This window comes from Streptomyces sp. NPDC002790 (assembly GCF_040295505.1).
Taxonomy (GTDB): domain Bacteria; phylum Actinomycetota; class Actinomycetes; order Streptomycetales; family Streptomycetaceae; genus Streptomyces.
Map to the genome: position 1 here is coordinate 1 of NZ_JBEOVM010000184.1, position 7,434 is coordinate 7,434.

The 7,434-nt window shown below is 71.5% G+C and carries 8 protein-coding genes; 6 read left to right on the forward strand and 2 right to left on the reverse strand.

Annotated elements, in window-relative coordinates:
• Window positions 1–76: 76 nt before the first annotated feature.
• Window positions 77–1,195, reverse strand: a complete 1,119-nt coding sequence (gene serC, locus ABT004_RS35290; protein ID WP_351345563.1) for a phosphoserine transaminase — start codon at window positions 1,193–1,195, stop codon at window positions 77–79.
• Between the two features lie 267 nt (window positions 1,196–1,462).
• Between serC and ABT004_RS35295 the strand changes: the two genes are divergently transcribed.
• On the forward strand, window positions 1,463–2,422 hold the full coding sequence (locus tag ABT004_RS35295; RefSeq protein ID WP_451193342.1) for an EamA family transporter: 960 nt from the start codon (window positions 1,463–1,465) through the stop codon (window positions 2,420–2,422).
• A 9-nt stretch (window positions 2,423–2,431) separates the two neighbouring features.
• On the opposite strand, the gene ABT004_RS35300 is transcribed toward ABT004_RS35295, so the two are convergent.
• A complete protein-coding gene (locus tag ABT004_RS35300) occupies window positions 2,432–3,043 on the reverse strand; it encodes a DUF4232 domain-containing protein (RefSeq protein WP_351345566.1) in 612 nt (203 codons plus the stop codon).
• A 181-nt stretch (window positions 3,044–3,224) separates the two neighbouring features.
• On the opposite strand from ABT004_RS35300, the gene ABT004_RS35305 reads away from it, so the two are divergent.
• The 5 genes from ABT004_RS35305 to ABT004_RS35325 form a co-directional block, all read left to right on the forward strand.
• On the forward strand, window positions 3,225–3,635 hold the full coding sequence (locus tag ABT004_RS35305) for a VOC family protein (protein ID WP_351345569.1): 411 nt from the start codon (window positions 3,225–3,227) through the stop codon (window positions 3,633–3,635).
• Between the two features lie 10 nt (window positions 3,636–3,645).
• The gene (locus ABT004_RS35310; protein ID WP_351345572.1) at window positions 3,646–4,176 is read left to right on the forward strand and encodes a helix-turn-helix transcriptional regulator; all 531 of its coding nucleotides are present in this window, start codon (window positions 3,646–3,648) and stop codon (window positions 4,174–4,176) included.
• Window positions 4,177–4,181: 5 nt separating this feature from the next.
• Window positions 4,182–4,820, forward strand: a complete 639-nt coding sequence (locus ABT004_RS35315) for a glyoxalase (RefSeq protein WP_351345575.1) — start codon at window positions 4,182–4,184, stop codon at window positions 4,818–4,820.
• A 150-nt stretch (window positions 4,821–4,970) separates the two neighbouring features.
• Complete coding sequence (locus ABT004_RS35320; RefSeq protein ID WP_351345578.1) at window positions 4,971–5,765, forward strand: TIGR03084 family metal-binding protein; 795 nt, start codon at window positions 4,971–4,973, stop codon at window positions 5,763–5,765.
• Window positions 5,762–7,434, forward strand: a 1,673-nt coding sequence (locus ABT004_RS35325; RefSeq protein ID WP_351345581.1) for an acyclic terpene utilization AtuA family protein, incomplete at its 3' end; no start/stop codon positions are given. The genes ABT004_RS35320 and ABT004_RS35325, both read left to right, overlap by 4 nt.

Consider the following 7,434-nt stretch of genomic DNA (forward strand, 5'->3'; position numbering starts at 1 on the left):
CGATCCCCCCCCGCCGCGGGGGCTTTGTGGGTGGGGGGGGGGGCGCCCCGCCCCAGGGGCCGTGACGGCGGGTGGGTCAGAGGGTGCCGATGACGTAGTCGATGCAGGTCGTCAGGGCCTGGACGTCCGACGGGGCGATGGCCGGGAACATCGCGACGCGCAGCTGGTTGCGGCCCAGCTTGCGGTACGGCTCCGTGTCGACGATCCCGTTGGCCCGCAGCACCTTGGCGACGGCGGCAGCGTCGATGCTGTCGTCGAAGTCGATCGTGCCGATGACCTGCGAGCGCTTGGCGGCGTCCGTCACGAACGGCGTCGCGTGCTTCGACTCCTCGGCCCACGAGTACAGCCGCGAGGACGAGTCCTTCGTGCGGGCCGTGGACCAGGCGAGGCCACCCTGACCGTTGATCCAGTCCAGCTGCTCGGCGAGCAGGAAGAGCGTGGAGAGGGCCGGGGTGTTGTACGTCTGGTTCTTGCGGGAGTTGTCGATCGCCGTCGGCAGGGAGAAGAACTCCGGGACGTGGCGGCCCGACGCGTGGATGCGCTGGGCGCGCTCGATCGCGGCCGGGGAGAAGATGCCGATCCACAGGCCGCCGTCGGAGGCGAAGGACTTCTGTGGGGCGAAGTAGTAGACGTCGGTCTCGGAGATGTCGACGGGCAGGCCGCCGGCGCCGGACGTGGCGTCCACGAGGACGAGGGAGTCGGCATCCGCGCCCGCGACGCGCTTGATCGGCGCGGCGACACCGGTCGAGGTCTCGTTGTGCGTCAGGCCGTAGACGTCGACACCGGCCTCGGCGACCGGCTCCGGGTGCGTACCCGGGTCGGAGGAGATCACGGTCGGCTCGGCGAGCCAGGGCGCGAGCTTCGAGGCCTTGGCGAACTTGGACGAGAACTCGCCGAAGTTCAGGTGCTGCGACTTGTTCTCGATCAGGCCGTGCGTCGCCACGTCCCAGAACGCGGTGGAGCCGCCGTTGCCGAGGATGACCTCGTAGCCCTCGGGGAGGGAGAAGAGGTCCTTGACGCCGTCGCGCACGCGACCGACGAGGTTCTTGACCGGAGCCTGACGATGGGACGTACCCATCAGAGAGGTGCCGGTGGCGGCCAGGGCGTCCAACGCCTCCGTACGCACCTTGGAGGGGCCAGCGCCGAAACGTCCGTCGGCGGGCTTGATGTCAGCGGGAATCTGGATCTCAGCCACGAAAGGGAGGGTAGCCCGTGGGGTTTCGTCGACCGCAAGGTGTTCGGTGGGTGAGATGCGGAATCTCGCCTGTCGCGTCAGGCCGTCCCGGACAGTTCGCAAAACGCATTTCGCCGGGCATGCCGGGCGGCCTTAGCGTGGAGAGTCACACCGCCCAGGACTGTTCATCAAGATGCTCTGTGCGGTCTAATACATTGCACTAGGCGTTCGACTCTACGAGCGACCGGTCGAGAAGAAGAGCCGAGAAGAAGACGAGAGGGGTGGACCGTGAGCGGGCCGCAGACCGAATCCGTGGCCGTGGCGCAGGACACCGCCCCGGCCGTGACCGTGGCCGAAGCGCCGTCGGGGCGCCGCCGCGGCTCACTCGGTCCGGTCGGCCTGGTCCTCGCGGGCTGTATCTCGGTGCAGTTCGGCGCGGCGCTCGCGGTGAGCCTGATGCCGCGCGCCGGAGCGGTCGGCGTCGTCACGCTGCGCCTCGTCGTGGCGGCCGTCGTCATGATGATCGTCTGCCGCCCCCGGCTGCGCGGGCACTCGCGCTCCGACTGGGGCACGGTCGTCGCCTTCGGCATCGCCATGGGCGGCATGAACCTGCTCTTCTACCAGGCGGCGGCCCGCATCCCGCTGGGCATCGCGGTCACCTTCGAGGTCCTCGGCCCGCTGGCCCTGTCGGTCTTCGCGTCCCGCCGGGTCTCCAGCCTCGCCTGGGCGGGGCTCGCCCTGTGCGGCGTGTTCCTGCTCGGCGGGGCGGGGGACGGGCTCGGCAGCCTGGACCTGGTGGGTGTGGGCTTCGCGCTCGCGGCCGGCGCCTGCTGGGCGACGTACATCATGTTCAGCGCCCGCACGGGGCGCCGCTTCCCGCAGGCGGACGGGCTCGCGCTCGCGATGGTCGTCGCGGCGGTGCTGTGCCTGCCGCTCGGCGTCGCGACGGCGGGCGACAAGCTCATCGACCCGGTGACGCTCGGCCTCGGCGCGGCCGTCGCGATCATGTCCTCGGTCCTGCCCTACACCCTCGAACTCATCGCCCTGCGCCGCCTTCCCGCGTCCACGTTCGCGGTGATGATGAGCCTCGAACCGGCCGTCGCGGCGCTCTCCGGCTTCCTCGTCCTGAGCCAGAACCTGGGCTGGGCGGAGGTCGTGGCCATCGCGCTCGTGATCGCGGCGAGCATGGGGGCGGTGCGGACGCAGGTGGGGCGGAAGAAGGATCCCGCCGTCGCCCTGCACGAGTGACGGGCGCCGTCACTGCTTGCCGGTGCCGACCGGGTCCACGTAGACCTTCTGGTCCGCGCCGTCGGAGACCGGGAGGTTGATGCCGACCTTGACCGTCGTGGAGTGGGTCTCGTTCGGCGGCGTGATGTCGAGGGAGGTGACGTCCACGCCGGAGCCGCCCGTGTTGTTCGGCGGGTAGTGGAGGGTGAAGCGGGTCGTTTCGCCGTTGCCCAGGACGACGGTCGGCGAGGCGAGTTCGCTGCGCTTGGCGCTGAGCGGACCCGAGGCGGCCTCGGACCGGAGGTCGACGCCCGGGAACCCCTTGAGCGAGCAGGCGTCACTGGTGTTCCTCATGCTGACCATGAGGGTGCCCTCGCCCATGCCGTGCGCGGTGTCGAACGCCAGGTTGGCCGTCTTGCACGGGCCGGTGTTTATCTGCCCGTTGCCGCTGCCCTCGGCGGAGCCCTTGGCGGCGGTCTTGGCGGCGGCCTTGGTGGTCGCGTCGCCGCCGGAGGAGGACGCGGCCGAGGACGACGAGTCGTCGTTCTTGCTCGCGGCGGAGTCGTCGTTGCCCTGGCAGGCGGTGAGCGAGAGGCCCGCGGCGAGGGCGACGGCGGCGAGGGTGAGCTTGCGAGCACGCATGGTTTTCATCCTTGACTCGTAGGTCTGTCGGTTGCGTCCGATGCAGGGTTACTGATCATCAGGACCCACCCCGCCCGCTGATCGTTCCGCCCGACCGCCGTCTCATACATGGCTGTTACATACGACGGATCAATCAGGAACAGAGAAGCGCGAACGCGCAGTCGCTTCTAGCCTCTTCGTCATGAACATCACCATTCATACGAGTTCCCTGCCGCACGACGACCCGGACGCCTCGCTCGCCTTCTACCGCGACGTCCTCGGCTTCGAGGTCCGCAGCGACGTCGGGCAGGGCAGGATGCGCTGGATCACGGTCGGCCCGGCGGGTCAGCCCGACACGTCGATCCTGCTGGCGCCGCCCGCCGCCGACCCGGGAGTCACCGAGGACGAGCGCCGCACCATCGCCGAGATGATGGCCAAGGGCACCTACGGCTGGATCCTGCTGGCCACCCCGGACCTCGACGCCACGTTCGAGAAGGTGCAGGCCGGTGACGCCGAGGTCGTCCAGGAGCCGGCCGAGCAGCCGTACGGCATCCGGGACTGCGCCGTCCGCGACCCCGCGGGCAACCTGGTCCGCATCCAGGAACTGCGCTGAGGGCCGCGCCATGTGCCGGCCCGAGTGGCGACGCGCGCGCGTCGAGGCGCAGCACCTGACCGATCTCGCGCGGCTGCGCCGCGTCCGCGACCGCATCGACCGGGAGTACGCGCAGCCGCTGAACGTGGAGGCGCTCGCTCGCGAGGCGCACATGTCCGCCGGGCACCTCAGCCGGCAGTTCCGGGCCGCGTACGGGGAGTCGCCGTACTCGTACCTGATGACGCGTCGCATCGAGCGCGCGACGGCGCTGCTGAGGCGTGGCGACCTCAGCGTCACCGACGTCTGTTGGGCGGTCGGCTGCGCTTCGTTGGGCACGTTCACCACCCGCTTCACGGAACTGGTCGGCATGCCGCCCGGGGCGTTCCGGCGGCTCGCGGCGGAGGCGGCTGACGCGGCGGCCGACCCCGCCGATGACCCGCGTACGGGCGGTGACGCGGGGCCCGCTGTCGTGGTGGAGGGGATGCCGGCGTGCGTCGCGAAGCAGGTGACAAGACCGGTCAGGAATCGAGAAGCCCCGCCCCCCGGGCCGCCCATAGCGTGAGAGACATGACATCAACCACCGCAGTCACCACGTTCCTCGAAACCGTCACCCTCGAGGTGTCCGACCCCGAGGCCGCCCGCGCCTTCTACGCCGCCTTCGGGGTGGCCGACCACATCCGTCTGCGGGCGGCCGAGGCGCCCACCACCGGATTCCGCGGGTTCACCCTGGCGCTCACGGTGTCCAACCCCGCCACCGTCGACGGCTTCTTCGGCGTCGCCGTGGACGCCGGAGCGACGGTGCTGAAGACCGCCACGAAGTCGATGTGGGGCTACGGCGGCGTCGTCCGGGCGCCGGACGGGACGATCTGGCAGATCGTGACCTCGGCGAAGAAGGACAGCGGCCCGGCCACGGGTGAGGTCGACGAGCTCGTCCTGCTGATCGGCGTCGAGGACGTGAAGGCCACCAAGCAGTTCTACGTCGACCGGGGCCTGACCGTGGCCAAGAGCTTCGGCGGCAAGTACGCGGAGTTCGCCTCCGGCGGGACCGGGGCAGGCACCGTGAAGCTGGCGCTCTACAAGCGCCGTGCCCTGGCCAAGCTCCTCGGCGTCGCCGCCGAAGGAAGCGGCTCGCATTGCATCGTCCTCGGCAGCACGGACGGCGCCTTCACCGACCCGGACGGATTCGCCTGGGAGGCCGCCGAGTAGTGGAGCCGGCTCACGGACCGGCTCACGGACCGGCTCACGGACCGGCTCACGAATCGGACCAACTTCCATGCAAGCACGCTTGCTTGTTTCTTGGCCCCCTGCCATGCTCCAGACACGCCGCACACCGCCGTGCCCGGAGGGGAGCGCACCGTGTCCGAACCGTCCGCCGTGTTCGAGGACTTGCGGGACGAGAGCGAGGAACTCGACCGGCTCGTAGGGGAGTTGAGTGCGGCACAGTGGGCCGCCCCGACCCCCGCGCCCCGCTGGACCGTCGCCCACCAGATCGCCCATCTCGCCTGGACCGACCGCGCCGCCCTGCTCGCCATGAGCGACGCCGACGCCTTCGCGGGCGAGGTGGAGAAGGCGATCGCCGCGCCGGAGTCGTTCGTCGACGAAGGGGCCGAGGAGGGCGCCCGTCAGGACCCGGCCGCGCTGCTCGCGGGCTGGCGGGAGGGGCGCGAGCGGTTGCAGAAGGTGCTGCGGGCCGCCGCGGCCGACAAGACCCGGTTCCCCTGGTACGGCCCGCCGATGTCCGCCGCCTCCATGGCGACCGGTCGGCTGATGGAGACGTGGGCGCACGGCCAGGACGTGGCCGACGCCCTGAGGGTCGTACGGGCTCCCAGCGATCGCCTCCGGCACGTCGCCCGGATCGGCGTGCGCGCCCGGAAGTTCGCGTTCGACGTGCACGGGGTCACCGCGCCCGACGACGAGTTTCGTGTCGAACTCGTGGCATCTAGCGGCGAGTTGTGGACGTACGGGCCCGAGGGCGCCGTGCAGCGGGTGACCGGATCCGCCGTCGACTTCTGCCTCCTCGTCACCCAGCGCGCCCACCGCGCCGACCTCGACGTGCGCGCCGAGGGCCCCGACGCCGACCGCTGGCTCGACATCGCACAGGCCTTCGCCGGGCCACCGGGGAAGGGGCGCGCGCCGAAGGGGGCCCGATGAGCAGGCCTCCGCTGCGGATCGGCAACGCCTCCGGGTTCTACGGCGACCGTTTCGACGCCATGAAGGAGATGCTGACCGGCGGCCAACTCGACGTCCTCACCGGCGACTACCTCGCCGAGCTGACCATGCTGATCCTCGGCCGCGACCGCCTGAAGAACGCGGACCGCGGCTACGCCCACACGTTCCTGCGGCAGTTGGAGGACTGCCTCGGCCTCGCGGTCGAGCGCGGCGTACGCCTCGTGGCCAACGCGGGCGGCCTCAACCCGGCGGGACTCGCCGATGCCGTACGGGAGTTGGGGGCCCGCCTCGGCGTTCCCGTACGCGTCGCCCACGTCGAGGGTGACGACCTGCTCGGCACCGGTCGGTTCCCGGGCGCCCTCACCGCCAACGCCTACCTCGGCGGCGCGGGCATCGCCGCGTGTCTCGACGCGGGCGCCGGCATCGTGGTCACGGGCCGTGTCACCGATGCCGCGCTGGTGACCGGGCCCGCGGCCTGGCACTTCGGGTGGCCGGACGATGCGTACGACCGGCTCGCGGGGGCCGTCGTCGCGGGGCACGTCCTCGAATGCGGGACGCAGGCGACCGGCGGGAACTACTCCCGGTTCGCCGACCGCGCCCACCGGTTGGGCCGCCCCGGCTTCCCCCTCGCCGAGATCCACGAGGACGGCTCCGCGGTCATCACCAAGCACCCCGGGACCGGCGGCTTCGTCGAACTCGGCACCGTCACCGAGCAACTCCTGTACGAGACCGGGGGCGCCCGGTACGCCGGACCCGACGTCACCGCCCGCCTCGACACCGTCCGCCTCACGCCGGACGGGCCCGACCGCGTCCGCATCCACGGCGTACGCGGCGAGGCCCCGCCGCCCACCCTCAAGGTGGGACTCAACCGGCTCGGCGGGTTCCGCAACGAGGTCGTCTTCGTGCTCACCGGCTTGGACATCGAGGCGAAGGCGGCGCTCGTGCGGGGGCAGATGGAGGACGCGCTGCGGGGTGCCAAGTCGGCCCCCGCGCACATCCGTTGGGAACTCTCCCGCACCGACCGCCCCGACGCCGACACCGAGGAGACCGCGAGCGCGCTGCTCCGCCTCGTCGTGCACGACCACGACCAGGAGGCCGTCGGACGGGCACTGAGTGGCGCCGCGGTGGAGCTGGCGCTCGGCTCCTACCCCGGCTTCCACGTCACGGCCCCGCCGGGCAAGGGCTCCCCGTACGGGGTGTTCGAGGCGGCGTACGTGGAGCGGGAGACGGTGCCGCACGTCGCGGTGCTGCCGGACGGGGAACGCCGACCGGTCCCCGTACCTGTACGAGAGACGCGCCCGCTCGCCCCCGTCGCCGACCCCGCCCTTCCGGATCCCCTGCCTCCCGGGCCGACGCGCCGCGCTCCCCTCGGCCTCGTCGCGGGCGCGCGCAGTGGGGACAAGGGCGGCGATGCGAATGTGGGGGTGTGGGTGGAGAGCGAGGCGGCGTGGCGGTGGCTGGTCCACACCCTGACGGTGGACCGCTTCTGCGAGCTCCTGCCGGAGACTGTCCGTTCTCTCCCGCGGGACCAATCTCACGTGGCGCCAATTCAAGCGCAAGTGGGGCCAAATCAAGCCCCTGCGGCGATTGAGCAGCGGGGTCCGGGGCGGAGCCCCGAGGCCGTAACCCGCCACCCGCTCCCCAACCTCCG